Raw genomic sequence first — 22,145 nt, 5'->3', positions numbered from 1 at the left:
CGCGAGCTTTTTGAAAGACCCGCAGGTTCCACGGCTTTTTGGTCACTGAGCTGCGCTTGGACGGTTCGATAATTTTCTTCACCTCGGCCTGTCCGGAGAGGGCGCGCCCGGGCGCGGAGCGAGGGCCTCCGGTACCTCGCACGGAGGCCACGCGGGAACCCGCCCGAGCCCGGGCCCACCGGGATACCGGCAGGTCAGCCTGTCTCACGGGTGGTCCGGGGCCTGCTCGGACCGCGAGGCCGCTCCCCGCGGCGCGGACCGGAAGCGCCGTGCCGGTGGCGGCCGGCCTCGCTCCGGACGGCGCGCGCTTGTCTCCGCTTCCGGAACGCGCCCGTTCTCTCGGCGCGGCAGGACACCGCTGTGTGCGGCACGAGGGCGGGGTGGCCGTTTGCGCGCCGTTCGTCAGGGCACACACCCGGCCATGACCGTGCAGTCCCATTGAACGGAATCCGCACCCGGGGTTTCCCGTCCGGTTCTCGAACGACCGGGCCGGAGCCGTCAGTCCGACCCGCACGCCACGACGGACGTCGACACAGGCCCTCCCTCATTTCAAGGACTCCGAAGATCGTGTCACCGCGTACTCGACCTCTGTGGTCAGTACGCCTGGCCGAGCATGCGGGCGAAGGCGTCGGGGGTGACGATCGGGATGCCGTAGTCACGGGCTTTGCGCGCCTTGGCGGACAGGCTGTCCGGGTCGGCCGCGACCAGGAGCCTGACCTTCCTGGTGACGTAGCCGTGCGGGACGTAGCCCGCCTGGCGGGCGCGCCACTCCCAGTCGTCGCGGGGACCGTCCATCTCGCCGGTGAAGACGACCAGGTCGCCGGGGGAGAGGCGGAACCGCGTGAAATCCGGTGGCGGGCTCGCCGGGCCGCCCGCCAGCGCGCGGTCGGCCGCCTCCGGCGGCAGGCCGAGGAGGGCCGCGACGAGGGCCAGCTCGTGCCGGTCGTCCTCGGTGGCGGGGCCGCCGGCCAGGACGGTCCTCGCCAGGGCCGCGAGGTAACCGAGGTGCAGCCGTTCCGCCTCGGCCCGCCCGAGGGCGGAGGCGAGCCGGACCAGGGCGTCGGACTCGGCGACCGAGATGTGGTGGTCGAGGAGTGCCTGGTCGAGCAGGGCGAGGTAGGAGGTCGCGGCCTCGGGCCGGGGCGGCGCCGGCGGCCGGTCCGCGATCCTGGTCAGGAAGTGCGGGTCGCGCTCGGCCGCGACGCCACGCCGCACCCCGGCGGTCCCCGGGTCACCGGCCGTCGGCCAGGCGGCGTCGCGGACGGCCTCGATCAGCGGTTCCCAGGGGGCCGGCGGGCCGGCGAGCGCCAGGTAGTGGCGGAGCAGCCCGGCCGCGGCGCGGGCGTCGGCCAGGGCCTCGTGGTGGCCGTTGAGGGAGACCCCGGCCCTGGCGCAGCAGGCGGCCAGGCTCCTCGGGGCCCCGGGCAGGAACTGCGCCGACCAGGCCATCGTGCAGACCCCGGCCGTGTGGTCGAGCGGGGTGTCGAGGCCCAGGCGGCCGAACTCGTGGGAGAGGAAGCCCGCGTCGAAGGGGAGGTTGTGGGCGGCCAGCACCCTGCCGTCGAGCCGCTCGGCGACCGCGCCCGCGATCTCCCCGAAGGCCGGGGCGTGCCGGATGTCGGCCGCGGTGATGCCGTGGATGTGCTGGGGGCCGAGATCGCGCCCGGGGTTGACCAGGGTCGCCCACTCCCCGGTGACCTCGCCCGCGGGATCCAGGTGCACGATCCCGATCTCGATCACCCGGTCGTTCCACGACGGCCGCAGACCGGTCGTCTCGAGGTCGATGACCGCGTATCCGCGCGGCCGGCCCCTCCCGGGCATCGCCCTCCTTCGGAATGGAGCCGCCCCGGGACGGAGGTCGTGTCACGGCGCGCGCCGGCGCTCCGCTGTCCAGGGTGGCCGGCGAAGGTCCGGGCGAGAGTTCTCTCCCGGGCGTGAGCGTACCCGGGCGAACGGGGAGTGCGCCGCCCGCTGGTCGGTGCCCAGCCGGGCGGCGACGTGGTCCGGATCAGGCGGGACGCCCGAACCGGACGCGCTCAGCCGCCGCTCTTGCGGCGGAAGGAACGCTTGCCCCCGACCGGGCCGTGGGCGCCGTGGATCTTCGAGGCGTTCTTCCCCTTGCCCCCGGTGCTCGCCTCCGTCTGCGCGACCTTCTTGCGCTCCAGGGCCTCGCGGAACTTGCGCTTCAGCTCGTCCTCGGAACTCTCGGGTTCCGGCGTGACGTCAGACATACGGACCTCCTGATCTGGGCGGGCAGTCCAACTCCGGCCAACCGGATCATCATCCTCTCACGTCCTAAATAGAGAGGCGGTTGGCGGCAAATACGCAAGACTCTTATCTAAGCAGAATAGCCCTTCGGGAGCGGTTCCGAGCGAGGTCGGGAGGGGCGGTGAGACGGGAGAGCGGTGACGCGTCCCTGCTCCGCCGGCTGGACTCGGCGGCGATCCTGCGGCTCCTGCGCGGCGGGGAGGTCGTGACCCTCACCTCCTGCGCGGCGAGGAGGTTCGTGACCCTCACCGGGCTCGCCCGCGCCGCACGCGTGCCCCGGCCCGCCGCCGAGGGGACCCCGGACGTTGTCCGCCGCGCACCCCTGAGACTCCACGGGCGCGGCCCCCGCGTCCGCGGCCGGACACGGGGGCCTATTTATCCAAAGGGTTTACATAAACCCGGTCAGACCTGCCCGGCGGCGAAGTACGCGGCCAGCTCGGGGGAGACGGGAGGGACCTGCCGGGGCGTCGAGCCGTCCCGCAGGGACTCGGTGGCGTGGACCCCGGCCGCGATGCTGTCACGCGCGGCCACGGGGGAGGTGTCGGTCATGCCTCCCTCGACGGCGAACCGGACGAACTCGCTGACCAGCCCCTCGTCCGCGCCGCCGTGGCCGCTCACGCCCGCCGTGATCGGCACCTGGAGGTCGCCCTCGGGGTCGTAGCCGCGCCGCCCGCCGTTCCAGACCCGGATGACGGCCTTCTCCCCGTGGTCGCCGAAGTTCTCCAGGCGGCCGGCCGTACCGATGACGGTGTAGTTGCGCCAGTAGTCGGGGGTGAAGTGGCACTGCTCGTAGCTGGCGTAGACGCCGTTCTCCAGGCGCATCTGCATCATGGAGAGGTCCTCGACGTCCACCACCGGGTTGAGGCCGCGCTGGGCGAGGGGCGGCCAGTTGGCCTCCGGGCTGAACCAGTCCTGTGGGAGCCCCTCGGAACGGTCGGTGACCTGCCCGTAGACCGTCAGGCCGCCCATGCCGGTGACCAGGGCGGTCCTGGACCCGGCCAGCCAGTGGATGACGTCGATGTCGTGGGCGCCCTTCTGTAGCAGCAGGCCGGTGGTGTTACGCCGGTCGGCGTGCCAGTCCTTGAAGTAGTAGTCGCCGCCGTGCCCGACGAAGTGGCGGCACCACACGGCTCTGACCTCGCCGATCGCGCCATCGGTGATCAGCTGCCGCATGGCGCGGACGACCGGCATGTGCCGCATGTTGTGTCCCACGTACAGCCGGGCGCGGTGCTCGTGGGCGGTGCGCAGGATCAGGTCGCAGTCCTCGACCGTGATCGCCAGCGGCTTCTCCACCAGGGTCGCCCTACCCGCCCTCAGCGCCGCGACGGCCAGATCCACATGGGTGTGGTCGGGTGTGAGGATCATCACCGCGTCCACGTCGCCGTTCAGCAGCGTGTCGAAATCGGCGGCCAACCGCAGCTCGGGGCCTATTTCGGCGCGGGCCTGCCGCTGCGCCGCGGGGTCGGGGTCGTACAGCGCCACCACCCGGCTGCCGTTCCCGGGCCGGTGCGCCTCACGAGCCAGTGACCTCCTCAGGCCGTATCCCGCCACTCCGATGCGGAGGTCGTTCCTCACTGTCGCTCCTGTTCGCCATGGGGCTGCTCGCTCACGCTCCAATTATCCTAGTTATTTTCATAAATAAGCGCCAGTCTCCGTGCGTACTCGTACAGGTTCGCCGGACAAGGGGTGAGTTGACCGGGAGGTGGCGGGCGCCTGCCTGTGCCGGCGCGCTCGTGACGGGGGCCGCGGGATGATCCGCCTCCGGCGGCGGCGACGAGTGATCCAGGGGATCGTCGTCGCCGGATCCGGGTGACGTCTCAGTGCAGGCCCAGGGCCATCAGCAGGAGTAGTCCGGCGATGTGGCCGATCACCACGAACACGATGACGAAGATGAAGATGAACTTCGCCGGTCCGTGCTCGAAGTGCTTGCCCTCCGCGAGTGCCGGACGCCGGGCCTCTCGCTCGGCGATCCGCTCCTCGATCGGCTTGCGGTTGAACATGGGCCTCCTTTTGGCCGACCTATGCTTGGGGTCACAATAGTTTGTGCACCAATTATCGTACTATGTCGGTAGGAGGTGTGCGTGAGCGAGATGACCGATGCGCTTCATCTGGAGCGGCAAGTGTGCTTTGCCCTGGCAGTCGCCTCGCGCAGCGTCATCGGGGTCTACCGGCCGCTGCTGCAACCCATGGGGCTCACCCACCCGCAGTATCTGGTGATGCTCGCGCTCTGGCAGCACGCGCCCCTGTCTGTGAAGGAGCTGAGCAAGCTACTGCAACTCGACCCCGGTACGCTGTCCCCGCTCCTCAAACGTCTTGAGGCGATCGGCTACGTCCGGCGGCGGCGCGGCAGCCGGGACGAACGCGTCCTGGAGGTCACGCTCACTCCGGAGGGCCGGGAGCTGAGGAGCGAAGCTGAGAGGATTCCGCCGTCCGTCGTCGAACGCCTGGGTATGGGACTGGAAGAGCTGCAGGAGCTCCACGAGTCGCTGACCAGGGTGATCGCCGCGGCGAACGGCGCGCATCCCTGACCCACACGGAGAGGACAGGAAAGGCTCATGGCTGGAAGCCACGGAGGAAGCCCCAAGTCTTGGCTTGCGGTGATCATCATTCTGATCGGGTTCACCGTCGGCGGTGTGGCCCTGTGCCTCGGTCCCAACTGGATGCTGTTCTGGGTGGGGGCCGGGATCGTCGCCGTCGGCGGTGTGGTCGCCCTGCTGGTCGACATCTTCTCCGACGTGATCATCGACGCGCCCCGGGCGCCGCTGGACCACACCAGCTGATCACATCTCCCGCAGGGCTTCCTCGACGGAGGGGGAGAGCTCGAAGGCGGAGCGCAGACCGGTGATGGTCAGGATCCGCTCCAGGGTGCCGTGAACGCCGACGAGGACCAGGCGGGTGCCCAGGGTGCGGCTCTGCCGGAGGCTCACGATCAGTTCCGCGACGCCGGTGGAGTCGCAGAAGGTGAGCGCCGTGACGTCGATGACGACTGTGGGAGGGGCCTCGGCCTCCCAGACCTTGGTCATCTCGTCGCGGAAGACGGGCGCGTTGCCGTAGTCGAGCTCCCCGCTTGCCTGGACGACGCACGCCGTCTCGTGCAGGCTCGTCGAAACCGTGAAAAAGACCATGCCTCACTCCTCCGCCCGCGGGTCGCAGGGCGGGCTGCCTCTGTCCTACCAGGTCTGCGGCCCCGCTGACGCATCGGAACTCAAACGATTCGATAGAGCAGCTCGGGCCGCCCGACCCCGCCGTACTGCGGGACCCGGCGCACGACGCCGCTGTCTGTCAAGTGTTCCAGGTAGCGGCGGGCGGTCACCCGCGAGATGCCGATCGCGGTGCCGGCCGCCTGCGCCGACACGCCTTGGGGAGCCTTGCGCAGCTCGGCCAGTACGGCGTCGAGGGTGACCGAGGCCATCCCCTTCGGCAGCGGGCTGTGCCCCGGGCCCCGCAGGGCGGCCAGCGCGCGGTCCACCTCGTTCTGGCCGCCTACCTCGCCCGCGCCCTCCACCGACGACCGGAACCGCGCGTAGCGCGTGAGCTTCTCGCTGAGCGAGGCGAACGTGAAGGGCTTGAGCAGGTACTGCGCCACGCCGACGGAGACCGCGGACCGGACCACCGACAGGTCGCGCGCCGAGGTGACCGCGATGACGTCGGACAGGACGCCCGCCGCCCGCAGGGCCCGGCACACCTCCAGCCCGTGCATGTCGGGCAGGTAGAGGTCGAGCAGGATCAGGTCCACCGGGCGCCGCCGTACGAAACGCAGCGCCTCCCCGCCGGACCTGGCCACCCCCTCCACCCGGAAACCGGGCACCCGTTCCACATAGAGGCGGTTCGCCTCGGCGGTGATCTCCTCGTCCTCCACGACCAGTACCGAGATCATGGGACCTCCCTCCCCAGCAGCGGCAGCCGTACGGTGAACACCGCTCCCTGGCCGCCGCCGACATCGATCGTGCCGCCCAGGCGGCGCACCGCCTGCCCCACCATGGCCAGCCCGAGCCCGCGGCCGTCACCCTTGGTGGTCCAGCCCGGCCGGAAGGCCTCCCGCGCGGTGACGGCGTCCATCCCCGGGCCGCTGTCGGCCACGCCGAGCAGGAAGGTCGTCTCGTCGGCGCGCAGGCGGACGTCCACCCGCGCGGGCGGGACGCCCGACATGGCCGCCTCGACCGCGTTGTCTATCAGGTTGCCGAGGATCGTCACCAGGTCCCGCTCGTCCAGGCCGATGTCGTCGAGCTCGGTGTCGGGGCTGATCACCAGCTCCACGCCGCGCTCGGCCGCCTCCGCGCTCTTGCCCAGCAGCAGCGCCGCGAGCACCGGCTCACGCACCGCGCCCACCACCCGGTCGGTGAGCTGCTGCGCCGCCCTCAGCTCGGCGGTCGCGAAGGCCACCGCCTGCTCGGCGCGGCCCAGCTCGACCAGGGTGACGACGGTGTGCAGCCGGTTGGCCGACTCGTGCGCGGCGGCGCGCAGGGAGTCGGCGAAGCCGCGTTCGGCGTCGAGCTGCCCGGTCAGGGACTGCAGCTCGGTATGGTCGCGCAGGGTGACCACCGTGCCGAGCGAGCGGTTGCCGGAGCGGACCACGGCGACGTTCACCACGAGCGTCCGCTCGCCGGTCAGGTGGATCTCGTCGGTCCGGTTCTCCCCGGCCACCAGCAGCTCGGTGAGGGAGGCGGGCAGGCCCAGCTCGGTGACGTGCCGCCCGTCCGCCTCGCCACGCAGGCCGAGGAGCTCCCGGGCGCCGTCGTTGCACAGCGTCAGCCCGCCCGCGTCGTCGACCAGCAGCAGCCCCTCCCGTACGGCGTGCAGGATCGCGTCGTGGTACCCGTACATCCGGCTGAGCTCGGCGGGGCCCATCCCGCGGGTCTGGCGGCGCAGCCGGCTGCCGACCAGACAGGTGCCCGCGCCGCCGGTGGACAGGCCGAGCAGGCCGATGAACACCGCGCCGGTGATCTGCCCGCGGAGCCTGACGCCGATCCTCTCGACCGTGATGCCCGCGCTGACCAGGGCCCGGACCTTCCCGTCGGCGTCGCGCACCGGGGCGACGGCGCGCACCGAGGAGCCGAGGGTGCCGGTGTAGGTCTCGGTGAAGGTCCGGCCCTCCAGGGCGGGCGCGGTGGTGCCGAGGAACCGGCGGCCGATCTGGGCCGGGTTGGGATGGGTGTAGCGGAGCCCGCCGGTGCTCATGATCGTGACGAAGTCCACCCCGGTCTCCCGCCGGACCCGTTCGGCGTACGGCTGGAGCGCGGCGGAGTCGCCGAGGGAGGCCAGGACCGAGGGGGAGTCGGCCACGCTGACGGTCACCGCCCTGGCCTTCCCTGCCGCCTCCTCCACGAGCAGGTCGCGGGCCTGGAGGAAGGCCAGGGCCGCGCCTCCCGTCACGGTGACCCCGACGACGACGATCTGCAACGCCAGCATCTGCCGGGCCAGGCTCCAGCGGCGCACCCGTCCCGGCAGCTCCCTCATGTCCACGACCAAAATGTACGCAATGGTGACTTGGGTCACACCGTGGACGCATAGTCGCTCGACCAGAGTTTTCCTCTAGATCGAGAAGATCGCGAGTCCACTATGTCCCGAGATCGTACTCATTATCTTTATATAGCGGTGATCGTTGCGGTGATCGCCGGGATCACCGTCGGGCTCGTGGCCCCCGATCTCGGCAAGGAGCTGAAACCGCTGGGCACGGCCTTCGTCGCACTGATCAAGATGATGATCAGCCCGATCATCTTCTGCACCATCGTGCTCGGCGTCGGATCGGTCACCCAGGCCGCCAAGGTCGGCCGGGTCGGCGGCCTGGCGCTCGGCTACTTCCTCGTCATGTCGACCGTCGCGCTGGGCATCGGCCTGGCCGTGGGCAACCTGATCGACCCCGGCCACGGCCTCCAGCTCACCGACGAGCTCCGCAGGAGCGCCGAGGCCGAGGCGGCCAAGGGCGGCGAGAGCGACACGGTGACGTTCCTGCTCGGGATGATCCCGACCACGCTGGTGTCGGCCTTCACCGAGGGCCAGGTGCTGCAGACCCTGCTGGTGGCCCTGCTCGCCGGATTCGCCCTGCAGGCCATGGGGGCGCGGGGAGCGCCCGTCCTCGCCGGCATCGGGCACATCCAGCGGCTCGTCTTCCGCATCCTCGCCATGATCATGTGGGCCGCACCGGTCGGCGCCTTCGGTGCGATGGCGGCGGTCGTCGGCGCCACCGGCGTGGACGCGCTCACGAGCCTCGGCGTCATCATGCTCGCCTTCTACGTGACCTGCCTGGTGTTCGTGCTGGGCGTGCTGGGGCCGATGCTCTGGCTGGTCGCCCGGGTCAACCTGCTGTCCCTGCTGCGCTACCTCAGCCGGGAGTTCCTGCTCATCCTGGGAACCTCGTCCTCGGAGTCGGCCCTGCCGCGACTGATCGCCAAGATGGAGCATCTCGGCGTGAGCCGTCCCGTCGTCGGCATCACCGTGCCGACCGGCTACTCCTTCAACCTCGACGGCAGCGCCATCTACCTGACGATGGCCACCCTGTTCGTCGCGAGCGCCACCGGCGCCCCGCTCTCGCTCGGCGAGCAGGTCTCCCTGCTGGTCTTCATGATCATCGCTTCCAAGGGCGCCGCCGGGGTCACCGGGGCGGGCCTGGCCACCCTAGCCGGGGGCCTGCAGTCCCACCGTCCCGACCTGGTCGACGGCGTCGGCCTGATCGTCGGCATCGACCGCTTCATGTCCGAGGCGCGGGCGCTGACCAACTTCGCCGGCAACGCGGTCGCCACCGTCCTGGTCGGCACCTGGACCGGCGAGTTCGACCGGGAACGCGCGGCCGAGGTGCTGGCCGGCCGCGTCCCGTTCGACGAGACCACCCTGCTGGACGAGGACCCGCCCGCCCCGCCGGCCGAACGCGCCGATCCGGAGATGTCACCGGTGTAGCCGGTGCGGCCGTTCCCGCCGTGCCTGCGGGGGCGGATCCCGTGCGCACCCGGCTCGTCTCCCGCCGTCGATGAGCCGGTGCGCGTGCTTCTTGCGCGCCGTCTGCCGTTTCCCGCCGAGGGCGCCGGTGAGCGTCTTCCGCGATGCGCCCCGGGCGCGGGCGCCGGTGAGGCGCTAACGTTCAGGAGTGGACAGGATCTTCACCGTCGAGGAGGCGCGGGCACTGATGCCGGCGCTGCTGGAGCGGGCCGACGAATTCGTGAGCCTCCGCGGGGACCTCGCCGAGCTCGCGCGGGACCTCCGCGAGCACGGGGTCTCGGAGTCCGGCGGCCTGCCGGAGGCGAAGGCCTTCGAGGCGCGGCTGGGAGAGATCCTCGGCTGGTTCGAGGCGCACGGCATCGAGATCAAGGGAGTCGCGCCCCTGCTGGTGGACTTCCCCTCGGTGCTCGACGGGGTGCCCGTCCGGCTGTGCTGGCTCGAAGGGGATCGCGACCTGGCCTGGTATCACCGCGAGGACCTCGGCTTCGCCGGTCGCCGTCCCCTCCGCCGGGCGTGAGCCCTACTCGATCACCAGGGTGACCGGGACGTTGCCCCTGGTGGCGTTGGAGTAGGGGCAGACCTGGTGGGTGGCTTCCACCAGGGCGGTGCCGCTCTCGCCCCGCAACTCCTCGGGGAGCTCGACCCGCAGCGTCACGGTCAGCCCGAAGGCCTGGCCGTCGGGCACGAGGCCGACCTCGGCGGTCACCGCGACGTCGGAGACGTCGAGCTTCCTCCGCCTGCCGACGAGCTGGAGCGCGCTGGCGAAACAGGCCGCGTAGCCCGCCGCGAACAGCTGCTCGGGGTTGGTGCCCTCGCCGGAGCCGCCGAGCTCCTCCGGCGGCGCGAGCGTCACGTCGAGGCGGTTGTCCGAGGTCACCGCCCGCCCTTCGCGTCCGGAGGCGGTGGCGACGGCCGTGTACAGCGTGCTCATGGAGTCTCCTTTTTGGTTGCTGGCAACTTGATTGTGCACAACTAAATTGGTGACAGTCAAATTGGTATACTGGCCGTCGTGAAGATGCTGCTGGAGAACCAGGTCTGCTTCGACGTGCACGCCGCGTCGCGGGCGCTGGACGGTGTCTACCGCAAGGAGCTGCGCGAGCTCGGCCTGACCTACCCGCAGTACCTGGCGATGATGGTGCTCTGGGAGCGCCAGCCGGTCACGGTCAAGGAGCTCGGCGTGGCCCTGCGCCTCGACTCGGGCACGCTGTCGCCGCTGCTCAAGAGGCTGGAGGCGGCGGGGCTGGTGCGCAGGGAGCGCAGCGCCGCCGACGAGCGTTCCGTGCTGGTACGGCTCACGTCCGAGGGCGCCGGGCTGAGGCGGCGGGCCCTGGAGGTGCCGGGCAGGATCTTCGAGGCCACCGGCCTCGACCTCGCCGAGGTGATCGAGCTGCAGGGCACCCTGCGCCGCCTCACCGCCGCCCTCGACGAGGCGTCCCGGTGATCACAGGCGACGACGTCCGCCGCGTGGCCATGGCGCTGCCCCGCACGGAGGAGAGGATCGTCAGGGACCGGGTGACGTTCCGGGTGGGCAGGATCGTCTACGTCGCGCTCTCGCCCGACGAGACCTCCATGGGCTTCGCCTTCCCCAAGGAGGAGAGGGCGGCGCTCATCGCGGCCGAACCGGGGAAGTTCCACCTGCCCCGGCCCTCCGACGAGCGTTACAACTGGGTGCAGGTGTGGCTGGGCGCGATCGACGGGCCCGAGACGCGGGAGCTCGTCGAGGAGGCATGGCGGATGGTCGCGCCGAAGCGCCTGCATTCACTCCCCGGCCGACAGGCCACCTGACCGTATGACACCTGTCCGGCACCTGTGACGACCTCCGGGCCGTACCGAACGTCTCGCTGCCGCAGCAGCCGGCCGCGAAGAGCCCGGGGTCATGACGTCCCGCTGAGATATACCTCCCTTGCCAGCTTGGTCACCTGGGCGGTGGAGCGCTGCCAGGTGGTCCCGGCGGGGTGGGCGGTGAGCAGCACCATGATCCACCGCTCCTTCGGGCCGACGAGCCCGGTGGTGTGCAGCACCGGGCGCCCCAGATCGGGGACCGGGCCGGCGGCCGTGGCAGCCGCGACCTGCCCCGGAGTGGCGGCCGGCGCCGCCGCGTGCCGGGCCGGGGCGCCCGCCGCCGCGTTCGGCGTCTTCGCCGGTGCGGCCGTCACCGGGGCCGACGCGGGCGTGGGCGTCCGATCGCACCGGACCGGGGGTGTCGAGCCGTACCCCGACCAGCCCTGTTTGACCGCCCAGGGGCCGGCGACCCCGCGAGGGATGCCGAAGTACTGGTCGAAGCCGTCGGAACCGCACTGCCCGGCCTTGCGCAGGTGGCCGAGGATGAGGCCGCTGACCTTCGGATCGGCGTCGTCGAGCAGGTAGCGGTAGGTCCGGGCGATGTCCAGCGCGCTGATCGAGGTGTATCCCCAGAATCCCGGCAGGTCGGCGGGCGGGGGAGAGGTGTCGGTCAGCCGCAGCCTGCGCGCCGTGCGCTCGATGATCCTCCCTCGGCCGCCCCGGGTCCAGAAGGAGGTCGCCGCGTCGTCGTCGCTGACCCGCAGCATGACCCCGAGCAGGGCGAGGTCGCTCCTGGAGACGCTCCTGCGCGTCTCCAGGAAGTCGATGGCGATCAGGATCTTCACCACGGAGGCGGACCGGAACCTCCGGTGCGCGTTGCGGTGGGAGGCGACCCCGCCCGCCTGCCGGTCGAAGACCACGTATCCGGCGGTGACCCCGGCCGGGACGTGGGGCGCGCCGGGGACTGCGGCGGCCGCCGGGCCGGTGGCCGCCAGGAGGGGGAGGCTGGTCGCGAGGAGTGCCAGGAAACGCATCACGCGCAAATGCCTACCAGATCCCGGCGGCGGAGGCGGGCGGATCCCCGGCGGCCGGTCCTCAGCCGCCGGGGGCGGCCGCGGCGGGCAGATACCCTCCGATCACCATGCGTTCGGCGATCGACTCGTAGACGGCGGGGTCTTCCGGGGTCAGCGCGGCCAGGCCGTCGACATAGCGGTTGAACATGCAGAACGCGGCCGCGATCAGCACGGTGTCGTGGATCTCCACGTCCGTGGCCCCGGCCTTCCTCGCGGCCGTGATGTGGTCGGGGGTGACTTCGAGGCCGCCGCGCTGGACGGCTCCGGCGATGTCCAGCAGCGTCTTCATCTTCTCCGTGACGGGGGCGCCGTCCGGGTCGTCGGTGACCTGGCGGACCAGGTCCATGCCGCCGGGGAGCTGCGCGGCGGCGAACGCGGCGTGCGAGCGGGTGCAGAACCCGCAGTCGTTCAGCGAGGACACATAGGTCGCGATCAGCTCGCGTTCGCCCCGGGACAGGGAGTGCTCGCCACACAGCAGTACTTCGGCGAGCTGCGCCATGGGCAGGGCGGTCTGCGGCCGGTAGTGGAACAGCCCTCCGATTCCAGGTGCGTCGGTGGGCAGATCGATGTGCGGCATGGGCCCTCCTGTTGATCGGCTCAAACGCAGCGTGGGGGAGAGGGCCCCGTCCGGTCAATCCCCCCATAAATCCAACTAAACATGTAGGAATTTTTGGTTTTGGTGTTATCGTCGGGACATGTCGGCAGCTCCTCTCCATCTCGCCGTCGCTCTCGACGGCGCCGGATGGCATCCGGCGGCCTGGCGCGACCCCGCCGCCACTCCGAAGATCCTGTTCACCGCCGCCTATTGGGCCGGTCTCGCGGCCGAAGCCGAGCACGGCCTGCTCGACTTCGTCACCATCGAGGACACCCTGGCCCTGCAGACCACCCGCCTGGACGGCCCCGACGGCCGCACCGACCAGGTGCGCGGCCGTCTCGACGCCGTCCTCGTGGCGTCCCGGATCGCCCCGCTGACCGGACGGATCGGGCTGGTGCCCACGGCGACCACCACCCACACCGAGCCGTTCCACCTCGCCGGCGCCCTGTCCACCCTCGACTACGTCAGCGGCGGCCGGGCCGGATGGCGAGTGCAGGTCTCCGGGCGGCGCGCCGAGGCCGCCCACTTCGGCCGCCGTGACATCCCCGAACTCCGGCCGGAGCACGCCGGCGACCTGGAGACGTTCCCGGTGTTCCAGGAGCTGTTCGACGAGGCCGCCGACGCCGTCGAGGTGGTCCGCCGCCTCTGGGACAGCTGGGAGGACGACGCCGAGATCCGCGACGTGGCCACCGGCCGCTTCGTCGACCGCGACCGGCTGCACTACATCGACTTCGAAGGCCCCCGCTTCAGCGTCAGGGGCCCCTCGATCGTCCCGCGCCCGCCGCAGGGACAGCCGCTGGTCACCGCGCTGGCCCACTCCCGACTGCCGTACGAGTTCGCCGCCCGCAGCGCCGACGTCGTCTACATCACGCCGCACGACGCCGAGCAGGCGCGTGCCGTCGCGGCGGAGGTCCGCGGCCTCGGCGGCGGCGAGCTGAAGATCTTCGCCGATCTGGTCGTCTTCGTGGGAGAGGACGCCCGGGACCGCAGGGCCCGGCTCGACGAGCTCGACGGCGCCGCGTACGCCTCCGACGCCGCGATCTTCACCGGGACGCCCGGCGAGCTCGCCGACCTGCTCCTGGAATGGCGCCAGGCGGGCCTGGACGGCTTCCGGCTCCGCCCCGCCGTACTGCCGGCCGACCTGACCGCGATCACCCGGGGCCTGGTCCCGGAGCTGCAGCGGCGCGACGCCTTCCGCCGCGCCTACGGGGCAGCCACGCTCCGCGGTCACCTCGGACTGCCCCGCCCCGCCAGCCGCTACGCGGGGAGCAGACGATGAAGCAGGTCATCCTCGCCGCCCACTTCCCGGGCGTGAACAACCACACGGTCTGGAGCGATCCGGCCTCGGGCAGCCAGATCGACTTCGCCTCCTTCGCCCACCTCGCGCGGACGGCCGAGCGGGGCAGGTTCGACTTCTTCTTCCTCGCCGACGGCCAGCGGCTGCGCGAGCAGCGCGGCAGGATCCACGACCTCGACGTGGTCGGCCGCCCCGACTCGCTCACCGTGCTCTCCGCCCTCGCCGCGGTCACCACCCACCTCGGGCTGGCCGGGACGATCAACGCCACCTTCAACGAGCCCTACGAGCTCGCGCGCAAGCTCGCCAGCCTCGACCACCTGTCCGGCGGCCGGGCCGGATGGAACGTCGTCACCTCCTCCGACGCCTTCACCGGGGAGAACTTCCGCCGGGGCGGCTATCTGGACCACTCCCAGCGCTACGAGCGCGCGGAGGAGTTCGTGCGGACGGTCCGCGAGCTCTGGGACTCCTGGGCCGCCGAGGACCTCGTGGCCGACCCCGCGACCGGCGTCTTCGCCACGGCGAACGCCGGGGCGTTCGCCCACCGGGGCGCCCACTTCGACATCGGCGGCCACTTCACCGTGCCCCGCGGTCCGCAGCGCCATCCGCTGACCATCCAGGCCGGCGACTCCGAGGAAGGCAGGGATTTCGCGGCGGCCACCGCCGACGCCATCTTCTCCCGACACAGCAGGCCGGCGGACGGGCAGGCCTTCTACCGCGACATCCAGTCCAGGGGCGCCGCGCACGGCAGGGCGCCCGGCTCGCTGAAGATCCTCCCCGGGGCAACGTTCGCCCTCGGCGACACCGACGCCGAAGCCCAGGAGAACGCCGACCACATCCGGCGGCAGCAGGTCAGCCCGCAGACCGCGATCCTGCTGCTGGAGCAGCTCTGGAACCGCGACCTGTCGGCCTACGACCCCGAGGGCCCGCTGCCGGAGATCGACCCGGACGTCTCGGAGGACTCCATCGTCAAGGGCCGCACCCGCATGTCCCGGGACCCGCTGAAGACGGCGGCGGAGTGGCGGGCGCTGGCCGAGGCGAAGCGGCTCGGCATCCGCGACCTGATCATCGAGGTCACCGGCCGGCAGTCCTTCATCGGCTCGCCCGCGCGGGTCGCCGAGGAGATCAACGAGTCCGTGCAGACCGACGCGGCGGACGGCTTCATCCTGGTGCCGCACCTCACGCCCACCGGCCTGGACGAGTTCGTGGACAAGGTCGTTCCGCTGCTGCAGGAACGCGGCGTCTTCCGCGCCGAATACGGGACGACCACGCTCCGCGGCCATCTCGGACTGGAGGGCGACGTATGAAGTCCGCTGTTCCGCCGGCTGCGGCGCGAGGACGAGGTCGTCTGGTCCGCTCCTACGAGCTGCTCGCCGCGGAGTGGGCCGGCGGCTGAGAACGCGACCGGCGCGCGCTTCCGCTGGGGGAGACGCGCGCCGGACCCGACCGTCAGGCGCGTTTGGCGATGGCGGTGATGAGGGGCTGGACGAGCCGCGCGGCCAGCGGGCCGAACGCGGCGAGGATGAGCACGTACGCGGCGGCCAGCGGGCCGAGGTCGGGATGGACCCCGGCGGCCACCGCGAGCCCGGCGATCACGATGTTGAACTCGCCGCGGGGGATCAGCGCGATGCCCGCCCGCGCCCGTCCGGCCCTGGCGATCCCCGCCCGGCGGGCGGCGTAGGCGCCGGTGAGCAGCTTGGTGATCATGCTGACCAGGGCGAGCAGTGCGGCCAGCCCGGCGACCGGGAGGATCTTGCCGGGGTCGGTCTGCAGGCCGAAGAAGACGAAGAACACCGCGGCGAACAGATCCCGGAGCGGGCTCAGCAGCGCTTGGGCGTCCTCGGCCAGCTCCCCGGAGACCGCGATGCCGACCAGGAAGGCCCCGACGGCGGCGGAGACCTGGAGCTGCTGGGCCACTCCGGCGACCAGCATCGCGAGCCCGACCACCTTCAGCAGCAGCACCTCCGAGTTGGGGCTGGAGATGAACGCCTCGATGAAGCGGCCGTAGCGGAGCGCGACCAGCAGCACCACGCTGACGGTGCCCAGCGCGATCCCCACGGTGATCGCGCCGCCGACGAAGCTCACCCCGGCGAGCAGGGCGGTGAGGATCGGCAGGTAGACCGCCATGGTCAGGTCCTCGAAGACCAGCAGGGACAGCACCACCGGGGTCTCCCGGTTGCCGATCCAGCCCAGATCGGACAGGACCTTGGCGGTGATGCCCGAGGAGGTGGCGTAGGTGACGCCGGCCATGGCCACCGCGGCCACCGGGCCCCAGCCGAGCAGCAGCGCCGCGATCGCACCGGGCGCCGCATTGAGCACCAGGTCGACGACCCCGGCACGGGCGTTGCCCTTCAGGCTCGTCACGAGCTCGTCGGCGTTGTACTCCAGGCCGAGGGTGAGCAGCAGCAGGATGACGCCGATCTCGGCTCCGACCGAGATGAACTCCTCGCTGGTGGCCAGGGGCAGGATGCCGCCCTGGCCGAAGGCCAGGCCCGCGAGAAGGTAGAGGGGAATGGGGGAGATGCCGACGCGCATGGCGAGGGCACCGAGGATGCCGAGGCCGAGGAGGACGGCACCGAGTTCCAGGATCAGAGTTGCTGTGTCGTGCACCCGCTGCCCTAACCGTTGGTCAGGATGTCGGCGACGGCGGCGGTGCTCTCCGGGCTGCCCACCACGACGACCACGTCGTCGCCGGCGAACACGAAGTCGGGGCCGGGGCTGGCGAAGACCTGCCCGGCACGGACCACGGCCACGATGGAGGCGCCGGTGCGGGTGCGCACGCGCGCCTCTCCCATCGGCCGCCCGTCGTACGAGGTGCCGGGCAGGATGGGAAGTTGGAGGCTGACCAGACCCTCCACCTCGCGGTGCAGGGCGTTGAGACGCTGCACGATGCGCGGCGCGCCGAGCAGCTCGCAGAGCGCGTCGGCCTCCTCGTCGTTCAGCTTGACGGTCTCGCACGCGCGATCGGGGTCGGTCGGGTCGTATATCACTAAGTCGCGGCGGCCCGTCCGGTGGGAGACGATCCCGATCCGCCGGCCTGAACGAGTGGTGAACTCGTGCCGTAGTCCGATTCCGGGCAGCGCCGTCTGCTCGACCTCCACCGTGACCTTCCTCCGTTTGTGCATGTAGCGGCTGTTTACCTGAACCTACCAATCAATGACATAAGGGGACGATCTCCGGGGTGACATGCACTGCTGACCGGTTTTGCGGGTTACCCGACCGGCGGCGAGCGGAAACCCGCCTGTGGCCGGCGGCCACCGTCGTCCCTCACCTCCGATCCGGCCGCGCGGCAGGTCCCCCGGCGGCGGAGCGTCAGGCGCGTGATCGCGTTTGTCGGTCAGGGTCGCTAGCGTTCCGCCCATCACATCGGCAGATGCTGTGACTCCCTGCGGAATGTGACAGATCATGAACGGCGAAAGGTGGAACCGTTGGGTTGGCTGGCGGTGGGCGACGCGTACGAAGTCGCCCTCATAGAGGGCCGGATCACGGCGAGAGCCACCTCAGGCAGGGCGGCGGGGCGGCAGCTGAAGTCGCTGCCCAAGGCGTTGCGGGAGCATCCCGAGGTGGACCGGCTGCGCCGCTTCGCCGAATGGCTCGACCGGCACGCCGCCGCGTGCGTGGCACAGGTGGACACCTGGATGGTGTCGTCCCTGCCCGTTCCGACCGGGTTGCTGGCCCGCGTGTGGCCGGACGAGGCGTGGCAGTCGGCCCTGCGGGACCTGGCCGTGGTCGGCGACGACCCGGACGAGGTCGGTTTCCTGCGGGACGCCACCGACTCCGGAGAGCTGCGGGTGGTGAACCTGGACGGCGAGACCGTCCGGCTGTCGCCGCGGACGGTGACCCTGCCGCATCCCGTGCTGCTGCCCGAACTGGACGACCTCCGGGAGTTCGCCGCGGAGCTGGGCGTGGTCCAGAAGGTCGAGCAGATCCACCGCGCCACCTGGCGCAGGCCCGCGGACCTCGCGGAGCGCGGGGAGAAGGCGACCGACGTGACGGAGTTCGCCGGGGGCAAGTACGCCTCCCGGTTCGGCCTGGCGGCCCGGGCCACCTCGCTCGGCTACCGGGTGTCCGGAGGTTACGCCACGTGCCGGGTCCGCGATGCCGGGCGGATCGTGGAGGCGGCCGTGTGGATCGGCGAGCCGTACTGGGACGGCGAGGCGGCGACGGGCGGCCTCACCTGGAACGACCAGGACGGCCGATCGCTCCCGCTGCGCGAGGTCGGTCCGGTGGCCTGGTCGGAGGGTATGCGGATGGCCGCGGCGCTGCACGCCGGCCGGCAGGTGGAAGTGGAAGAGGGGAAGGACGCGTGAGCGGGGACATGTCGCCGGCGGAGGCCACGGCCACGGAACTGCTGAAGGCCGGAGCGGTGCTGCCCCCGGACACCGAGGGGGCCGGTGACCGGGCGGTGCCGCTGACCGCCCGGCGCTACCGTCACCCCGGGCTGGACGGCCGGGTGGTCGTACGGCTGGTCGCCGGGGAGCTCGGCGCGGCCGAGGACCTGGCGGCGGGCTTCCTGGGCCTGGAGCCGGACGGGGAGCCCGCCGTCGTCGGGCTGGGGGCGCGACGCTCGCTCGGCTTCCCGGAATGGGTGCTGGCGAACCACCCCGAGGACGGACACCACGCGCTCGCCGTCGTGCCCGAGCTGGAGCGTACGGCCCGGCAGGCGAAGTCCAAGCCGAAGGCCGCGCTGGACGCCTACCAGCAGCTCGCCGGTCAGCTGGCCGCGTCCGTCCCGTACTTCCTGCCCACGTTCTACGAGCAGGCCGGTCGGGTGTTCCTGGGCGTGGAGAACACCACCTACGCCGCCCAGATGTTCGCCCACGCGCGCAAGGCCGAGGCGGAGCACGGCCTCGCGGTGGACGAGGACCGGCTCGACGCGGTGTTCCTGGAGTTCGCGCTCGCGGGGGCGCTGCCGGTCAAGGTGCTCTCCGGATACGCCAGGGAGCTGGCCGGCCGGCTGCCCGCGGACGAGGCGCTGCGCCGGTTCACACGGCTGTGCGTGCGGCGTACCGCGGGAGGGCTGCCGCCGTCGGCGCAGATGGCGAACGACCTGCGGAGGCTCGCCAGAGCCGCCGGCGCCGACGCGGAGGGGGAGGAGCAGGCGTACCTGGCCGAGCTGCTCGGCCTGCCGGCCACCCAGCGGGCCGCGGTGGGCTGGTGGAAGGCACACCGCCYGGCGATCGCGTCGCTGGGCCGGCGGGAGCCCGAGGTCCGCGGGACGCTGCTGAACAGCATGCCGCAGGTTCTGGACGGCGAGCTGGCGGGCCTGTGGCTGGAGGTCCTCGAGGAGTCCGGCGCCGCCGCCGGCCTAGCCGGCGGCGAGGTGCCGGAGCGGGAGCGGCCCGCCGACGGCACCGCGGGCTGGTTCGAGAGGTTCCTGCGGGCACGGAACCGCGCCTGGGGGGTTCCGCCGCGCCTGCCCGGTCTGTACGCGCTGGTGGAGCGGGTGGCCGACCGGCTGCGGGCCGAGCTCGCCGAGCCGGACCGGAAAGCGCCGACGGCCGAATACGACGTCGACCTGCTGGACCTGCTGCTCGCCCTGGACATCCCGGTGGCCGACCCCGACGAGCGCCGGTCGCTGCACCTGGTGGAGTGGGCGAAGGGCGAAGACCGGCGCGACCTGCTCGCCCTGGCCGCCGACCCCCGCTTCCGGCCCGCCTTCCAGCGCGGGGCCGACGGGCTCGGCGACAACGAGTACGGGCGGCGGGCCGTCCGCGTCCTGGCGGAGTCCCCCGGCGGGCGGCCGATGCTCGCCGAGTGGATGCGGAAGGTGGCCATGCGGTCGTCGGCCGCCGGACTGCCGGAGCTGCCCGACGCCATGCGGCGGCTGTCCTGGCTGCCGGGTGAGGCGCTGGTCCTGGCCGAGGAGGAGGTGCGCCGGGCGGCCGGGGCGGACGTCGCGCTGGTGCTCGCCCGCACGCTCCGGGCCGGGCTCTTCGACGAGCTGGGCTGGCCGGCCTGGGAGGAGGCGGCCGAGGCCCTCGTGCCGAGGAAGGACGTCGACGACCTCGTCGTCGCCGACGCCTGGCCGCATCTGATCGTCGCGGGCTCCTCACAGGCCCGGGTGCTCGGCGCCGAGGGCGCCGTGCTCACCCACGACCTGCGCGTCCCGGCCGGGGACACCTGGGGCGGCGACCACGGCTTCCACTACGTGGACGGCGAGCTGCTCGTCTACTGGCACTCCCGGCAGCTCGGCAGCGAGCTGCGCGGATACTGGCACACCTCCGCCGACCGGATCCACCGGCTGGAGGGGGACGGCAGCACCCGCGGCACGCGCCTGGACTGGTACCGGGGCGACGACCCGGTCACCCTGCCGCTGCCCGGCGGCGGGCGGACGACCGGCCGGGGGGTGCTGCACGCCGGAGACACGACCGTGCCCGCCGAGCGGTCGGTGATCACCGACGGCACCTCGTTCTGGGTGTGGACCTGGGACGGCTCGGACCACGAGAGCACCGGATGGTACGAATACCACCCGCTCAGCGGGGAGCAGGGCAGGAAGGGCATGCCCGGCTTCCTCGCCGACGCGCTCCGCACCGCCCCGGAGGGCAGCGCGTTCCAGAAGGGCTGGCTGCTGCCCGCCCCTTCGGACGATGCCACCCCCGTCGGCACCCCGGTGGACGGCCTGTTCGGCTGGCGGGTGGTGCGGCTGCCCGACGGATCGATGCGCGGTGAGGACCTCTCCGGCCGTGCCGTCACCGTGGGGGCCGACTCCGGAGCCCCGTTGCGCGCCCTGACGTTCCCCGGGGACGACCGGCCCCGGGCCGTCGTGAAGAACGGCGGCTACCGGGTCGACCTGGTCGACCCGGACGGCGTCGTCACGGCCGTGGCCAAGACGGACGACACCCCCGGCCCCTTCGCCGCGGGCACGCTCATCCTGCCGCCGCTGCGCTACTGGCACTGCCTCCAGCCGAGGGATCCGGAGGGCTCCGCGCTGCTGCGCCGCATGGACCGGGACACCTCGGCGGCCCTGCTGGAAGCGGTCGACGCCAGGGGCGAGATCGGAGAGGAGGAGCTGCGGGCGCGGATCCGGGCCCTGCTGCCGCAGGTGAGCCATGACGCGCTGGTGGCCGGCATCACCGGGGTCGTGCGCTTCGCCGCCGCCCGGAAGGCCGAGCTCCACGCCGTCGCGGCCCGGCTCGCCGAGGCGCTCGCCGGCGGACACCGGGAGGAGTCGCCCACCGGCCCCGTGGACCGGCTGCTCGGTCAGGCGCTCAGCGGCCTCGGCGATTCCGCCACCCACTCCTGGCACAGCCAGGACCGGGACGGCGCCTTCCGGCAGATCCAGTCGATCGGCCAGGCGCTGGCGGCGGACCCCCCGGAGGCGGCCCCGGCCCGCCTCCACCTCGACCTGCCGGAGTCGCCGCCCGCGGCCCTGCGCTGGGACCCCCTGCTCGACCACTCCGCCGCCCTGGCGTTCCGGGCCGCGGCGGCGACGATCGAGGAGGAACACCGCACCGCACTGCGGGGACTCCTGCGCGAACTGCGCGATCTCGGGCTGCCCACCGCGGCCGACCCCTCCCGATGGCGCCGGATGTCACTGCACCTCGACAGAGACCACCTGCCCATGGCCGACGGCAGCCTGCGCCCCGGCACGTGGCTCGGGGTGCTGCCGCTGGGCGGCGGCGCGCTCCTCGCCTTCGTGAACCGGTCGTCCCCGGACGACTCCGGCTGCGTGTGGACGGCGCTGTTCCACGACCCGGCCGGCCGGTTCGACGTCCCCCGCCCCTACACCGTCCGGTCCTCGTCCCCCGTCGGCGAGGACCGGCGGGAGGGCTGGCTCGACGCGTTCCTCACCGAGCTGGCCGAGCGGGGCCCGGCGCCCTGGCGACCCGAGGCCGCGGAGGAGTTCGCTCAGCTCACCGGCGTCTCCCCGACGACCGCCCGGCTGGTCGTGGCGGGCCTGCCGTACGTGGACGCCTACGAGCGGAGCTTCCTCCCCAAGGAGGCGCGGGCCACGCTCGGGGTGAAGGTCGCCGACGCCGCCGTCGCGAAGGACGAGCTGCGCAAGCTGAGCGACCACGCCCGGCGCGCGGTCGTCGCGGCGCTCCTGCCCGAGGACCCCGCCCGGCTCTGGACGGACGGCCCGGACGCGGCCGGCGCGGCGCAGGTGTGGAACAGCGAGGTGGGCCGGCAGGTGGCGGTCCCCGAATGGCTGCTCGGCGAGGCGGCCCGCGCGGTGGGGACGGGAGGGGGCGCGGGC

General features: G+C 72.3%; 22 protein-coding genes. 10 read left to right on the top strand and 12 right to left on the bottom strand.

Going from position 1 to position 22,145, the window contains the following annotated elements:
* Positions 1–594: 594 nt before the first annotated feature.
* The 4 genes from CA984_RS01985 to CA984_RS01970 all read right to left on the bottom strand — a co-directional run bounded on the left by CA984_RS01985 (position 595) and on the right by CA984_RS01970 (position 4,268).
* Positions 595–1,821: an exonuclease domain-containing protein gene (locus CA984_RS01985; protein WP_086567287.1), complete on the bottom strand. Its 1,227-nt coding sequence runs from the start codon at positions 1,819–1,821 to the stop codon at positions 595–597.
* A 215-nt stretch (positions 1,822–2,036) separates the two neighbouring features.
* On the bottom strand, positions 2,037–2,231 hold the full coding sequence (locus CA984_RS01980) for a DUF5302 domain-containing protein (RefSeq protein WP_012890522.1): 195 nt from the start codon (positions 2,229–2,231) through the stop codon (positions 2,037–2,039).
* Positions 2,232–2,670: 439 nt separating this feature from the next.
* Positions 2,671–3,843, bottom strand: coding sequence for a Gfo/Idh/MocA family protein (locus CA984_RS01975; protein WP_086567284.1), 1,173 nt, complete (start codon positions 3,841–3,843; stop codon positions 2,671–2,673).
* 242 nt (positions 3,844–4,085) lie between these two features.
* Positions 4,086–4,268, bottom strand: coding sequence for a hypothetical protein (locus CA984_RS01970; protein WP_086567282.1), 183 nt, complete (start codon positions 4,266–4,268; stop codon positions 4,086–4,088).
* Between the two features lie 90 nt (positions 4,269–4,358).
* On the opposite strand from CA984_RS01970, the gene CA984_RS01965 reads away from it, so the two are divergent.
* Positions 4,359–4,796, top strand: a complete 438-nt coding sequence (locus CA984_RS01965) for a MarR family winged helix-turn-helix transcriptional regulator (RefSeq protein ID WP_086567413.1) — start codon at positions 4,359–4,361, stop codon at positions 4,794–4,796.
* Positions 4,797–4,823: 27 nt separating this feature from the next.
* Positions 4,824–5,048, top strand: a complete 225-nt coding sequence (locus CA984_RS01960) for an HGxxPAAW family protein (RefSeq protein ID WP_086567280.1) — start codon at positions 4,824–4,826, stop codon at positions 5,046–5,048.
* Here the strand turns inward: CA984_RS01960 and CA984_RS01955 are convergent, their stop codons facing one another.
* The 3 genes from CA984_RS01955 to CA984_RS01945 all read right to left on the bottom strand — a co-directional run bounded on the left by CA984_RS01955 (position 5,049) and on the right by CA984_RS01945 (position 7,725).
* Entirely contained in the window at positions 5,049–5,393 is a 345-nt protein-coding gene (locus CA984_RS01955; RefSeq protein ID WP_086567278.1) for an anti-sigma factor antagonist, read from the bottom strand.
* Between the two features lie 80 nt (positions 5,394–5,473).
* A complete protein-coding gene (locus CA984_RS01950) occupies positions 5,474–6,145 on the bottom strand; it encodes a response regulator (RefSeq protein ID WP_086567276.1) in 672 nt (223 codons plus the stop codon).
* Entirely contained in the window at positions 6,142–7,725 is a 1,584-nt protein-coding gene (locus CA984_RS01945; RefSeq protein WP_086567273.1) for a sensor histidine kinase, read from the bottom strand. Before CA984_RS01945 ends, CA984_RS01950 begins: the two co-directional genes overlap by 4 nt.
* Before the next feature lie 138 nt (positions 7,726–7,863).
* Between CA984_RS01945 and CA984_RS01940 the strand changes: the two genes are divergently transcribed.
* On the top strand, positions 7,864–9,162 hold the full coding sequence (locus CA984_RS01940; RefSeq protein ID WP_242675678.1) for a cation:dicarboxylate symporter family transporter: 1,299 nt from the start codon (positions 7,864–7,866) through the stop codon (positions 9,160–9,162).
* Between the two features lie 187 nt (positions 9,163–9,349).
* Positions 9,350–9,718, top strand: coding sequence for a DUF2203 domain-containing protein (locus CA984_RS01935; protein WP_086567267.1), 369 nt, complete (start codon positions 9,350–9,352; stop codon positions 9,716–9,718).
* A gap of 3 nt (positions 9,719–9,721) precedes the next feature.
* On the opposite strand, the gene CA984_RS01930 is transcribed toward CA984_RS01935, so the two are convergent.
* Positions 9,722–10,132: an organic hydroperoxide resistance protein gene (locus tag CA984_RS01930; protein ID WP_086567265.1), complete on the bottom strand. Its 411-nt coding sequence runs from the start codon at positions 10,130–10,132 to the stop codon at positions 9,722–9,724.
* 84 nt (positions 10,133–10,216) lie between these two features.
* Between CA984_RS01930 and CA984_RS01925 the strand changes: the two genes are divergently transcribed.
* Together CA984_RS01925 and CA984_RS01920 are read left to right on the top strand one after the other, a co-directional pair.
* Positions 10,217–10,642, top strand: a complete 426-nt coding sequence (locus CA984_RS01925) for a MarR family winged helix-turn-helix transcriptional regulator (protein ID WP_086567411.1) — start codon at positions 10,217–10,219, stop codon at positions 10,640–10,642.
* Positions 10,639–10,986, top strand: coding sequence for an MmcQ/YjbR family DNA-binding protein (locus CA984_RS01920; RefSeq protein ID WP_086567263.1), 348 nt, complete (start codon positions 10,639–10,641; stop codon positions 10,984–10,986). Before CA984_RS01925 ends, CA984_RS01920 begins: the two co-directional genes overlap by 4 nt.
* Positions 10,987–11,075: 89 nt before the next feature.
* Here the strand turns inward: CA984_RS01920 and CA984_RS01915 are convergent, their stop codons facing one another.
* Positions 11,076–12,017: a serine hydrolase gene (locus tag CA984_RS01915; protein WP_086567261.1), complete on the bottom strand. Its 942-nt coding sequence runs from the start codon at positions 12,015–12,017 to the stop codon at positions 11,076–11,078.
* A 61-nt stretch (positions 12,018–12,078) separates the two neighbouring features.
* On the bottom strand, positions 12,079–12,633 hold the full coding sequence (locus tag CA984_RS01910) for a carboxymuconolactone decarboxylase family protein (protein ID WP_086567259.1): 555 nt from the start codon (positions 12,631–12,633) through the stop codon (positions 12,079–12,081).
* Between the two features lie 118 nt (positions 12,634–12,751).
* On the opposite strand from CA984_RS01910, the gene CA984_RS01905 reads away from it, so the two are divergent.
* Entirely contained in the window at positions 12,752–13,930 is a 1,179-nt protein-coding gene (locus tag CA984_RS01905) for an LLM class flavin-dependent oxidoreductase (protein WP_086567256.1), read from the top strand.
* The gene (locus CA984_RS01900; protein ID WP_086567254.1) at positions 13,927–15,252 is read left to right on the top strand and encodes an NtaA/DmoA family FMN-dependent monooxygenase; all 1,326 of its coding nucleotides are present in this window, start codon (positions 13,927–13,929) and stop codon (positions 15,250–15,252) included. Before CA984_RS01905 ends, CA984_RS01900 begins: the two co-directional genes overlap by 4 nt.
* Positions 15,253–15,394: 142 nt before the next feature.
* Here CA984_RS01900 and CA984_RS01895 read toward each other — a convergent pair whose 3' ends face one another.
* Positions 15,395–16,555: a cation:proton antiporter gene (locus CA984_RS01895; protein WP_086567251.1), complete on the bottom strand. Its 1,161-nt coding sequence runs from the start codon at positions 16,553–16,555 to the stop codon at positions 15,395–15,397.
* 8 nt (positions 16,556–16,563) lie between these two features.
* Complete coding sequence (locus CA984_RS01890; RefSeq protein ID WP_479725525.1) at positions 16,564–17,070, bottom strand: cation:proton antiporter regulatory subunit; 507 nt, start codon at positions 17,068–17,070, stop codon at positions 16,564–16,566.
* Between the two features lie 303 nt (positions 17,071–17,373).
* On the opposite strand from CA984_RS01890, the gene CA984_RS01885 reads away from it, so the two are divergent.
* Both CA984_RS01885 and CA984_RS01880 read left to right on the top strand, forming a co-directional pair.
* Positions 17,374–18,255 carry a DUF4132 domain-containing protein gene (locus CA984_RS01885; protein WP_086567406.1) on the top strand — a complete coding sequence of 294 codons (882 nt, stop codon included), beginning with the start codon at positions 17,374–17,376 and terminating at the stop codon, positions 18,253–18,255.
* On the top strand, positions 18,252–22,145 hold a 3,894-nt coding region (locus tag CA984_RS01880), incomplete at its 3' end, for a DNA-binding protein (protein WP_207620657.1). The genes CA984_RS01885 and CA984_RS01880, both read left to right, overlap by 4 nt.

The sequence above is a fragment of the Streptosporangium minutum genome (assembly GCF_002149035.1).
In the GTDB taxonomy this organism is placed as follows: Bacteria; Actinomycetota; Actinomycetes; order Streptosporangiales; family Streptosporangiaceae; genus Streptosporangium; species Streptosporangium minutum.
Note: the sequence above shows the minus strand (reverse complement) of the source record. Positions and strands in the feature narration are given on the sequence as shown.